We start from the raw sequence: 1,937 nt of genomic DNA, 5'->3' as shown, positions 1-1,937 counted from the left end.
CCGAATTAGGCGATAAGCTGGATCTCTCCAATGATTCGATAAGTAGATTTGAAACGGGTAAATATCCAGTCGATAAAAGGACTGAATTTGCCCTTCTGTGGTTACAGCATTTAGAACTACACCTAGAAGCTCCTGTAACGCCTCCTGTGCAAAAAAGTGAGGTATTAGAATCTTGCTCTGTAGATCTTCTTATTTCCCCTCCTGTGCATTCTGACGACGAAAAGAGGGATAGATTTGGTCCTGTCCCTGACTCATCAAAAAGATCCAAGGCTAGGTCTAATCGAAAAAAGAAAAAGAAAAAGCGATAGCGCTATTTGTTCTATGGTTTGTTCTATGGTTTGTTGGAGTCAACCTAGTTTACTAGGGTTAGTATATGACGTTGACTAGGGTGGTGTATCTCATACACTAGGGTTGTCTATATATTGACTAGGTGTTATGATTTTCTGTGGATAAAAAAAAACGCCAAAATGGGCGGCAACCCTTGGCGTTTTTCTTAGTTTCTATAAGGAAAATTATGACACACAAACTTAAGCGGAGCCAATTCGATATTATGCATCCACTTTTTGACGCAATGAAACGTGAAAATCTACCATCAACACAGCGCCTGCTTCTCTTGGGGCTATTTAGATTTGTTGATGGCGATGGAGTTTGTTTCCCTAGCTACAGCGCTCTAATGGATGAGACGGGGTTATCTCGACAATCTATTGCAAACACAATCAAGAAGCTCTCTGAGTCTGGTTGGTTAACTTACGAGCCAGGGGATAAATCGAAAAGTTTAGCTAATACATACTATTTGAATCTTGAGCGCTTGGGGTTAACTACACAATCTAAAATAGTCCCAATAGAGGGATACATAGCTCAAGATGGGACTAAGTGGTCTTGTGCTGCTGATTATTGGAAGTCTAGACAGCAAACAATTTAAATTCATAAACGCCATGCATTCAGAGTGCAATCTGAATGCATGGCTAATCATAACTAGCTTACAAGGGGCTAATCATGACTAACTCACATCCTATTGAAAAGGACGTGTTTTACAACCGTCTGTCGCAATTAATTGCATCAACTGATTTAAATCCAGTCGACCGCGTTTTATTTCTCGCCACTTTTGAATCTTGGTACAACTTTCAAAGTTACGCCGTATATCAGTCCATCTCCGAAAAGGCTATTCAAGCTTTGGAGGAATGTTATGCGTAGTACTGATTGGGAGAACGCTGTTAAATTCTTTGCTCCAATTTCTAGGAGTAGTCGAATACATCCTAACTTTATCTTTAGATTTCAACACTTAGCATTAAGTGAGGGTCGAGCTGCTGAAATAGCTTGTGTCGATTTGGATCAAATCCATCGATGGGATGACGGTGAGGAAATCCCCCCTACCATTCGTAGGCTTTGGGCTCTTGAGTCTGGGCGCTATCTTCCTGATGTTACGGGGTTTTCTAAGTGGGCATTTAAGTCTGGTCATATTGTTACACCTGATGGAGCTACCTACTCTGAGGGGCAACTTCGCCACGCTCTTTTTCTGTTAGATCAGGTCTTATAAATAGCTCTGTTGGGAAATAAAAATTTGGGAGCCTTGTGCTCCCTTTTTTTGTTTCTCAATTGAGCCGACAAGCGGAAACATTCTTGATTTTTGTTACCTAATTCAAATCCGCGCGTCAGCTTCACAAATATGTATAAATACGTCTTTTTACATATCTATCTGGTTGTTAGCTGCAAACGACGACTGACGACGACGATGACTGAGGAGGAGGAAATAGGAGGTGCAGCGTCATCCCCGTATAGTAATACGGGGTGAAAGTACCTTGTTTTTCCGCAAAATGTCGAATCTGTGATGTACAATTCGACAAAATGTCGAAATAAGGTAACTTATGCATCCGTCCGAGTTTAAGCGCATTCGAAAGTCTGTTTTAAAGCTTAGTCAGTCCGAATTAGGCGATAAG

Annotated in this window: 3 protein-coding genes; all 3 read left to right on the top strand. The window is 41.1% G+C overall.

Annotated elements, in window-relative coordinates; all coding sequences use genetic code 11:
* Positions 1–308, top strand: a 308-nt coding sequence (locus R7Q46_RS24710; RefSeq protein WP_318077865.1) for a hypothetical protein, incomplete at its 5' end; no start/stop codon positions are given.
* A 137-nt stretch (positions 309–445) separates the two neighbouring features.
* Positions 446–922, top strand: coding sequence for a helix-turn-helix domain-containing protein (locus R7Q46_RS24705; RefSeq protein ID WP_169616120.1), 477 nt, complete (start codon positions 446–448; stop codon positions 920–922).
* A gap of 74 nt (positions 923–996) precedes the next feature.
* The gene (locus R7Q46_RS24700; RefSeq protein ID WP_169608343.1) at positions 997–1,194 is read left to right on the top strand and encodes a hypothetical protein; all 198 of its coding nucleotides are present in this window, start codon (positions 997–999) and stop codon (positions 1,192–1,194) included.
* Positions 1,195–1,937 lie beyond the last annotated feature (743 nt).

Source organism: Vibrio sp. 811 (genome assembly GCF_033339195.1).
This window is presented reverse-complemented; position numbering and strand designations above follow the sequence as displayed.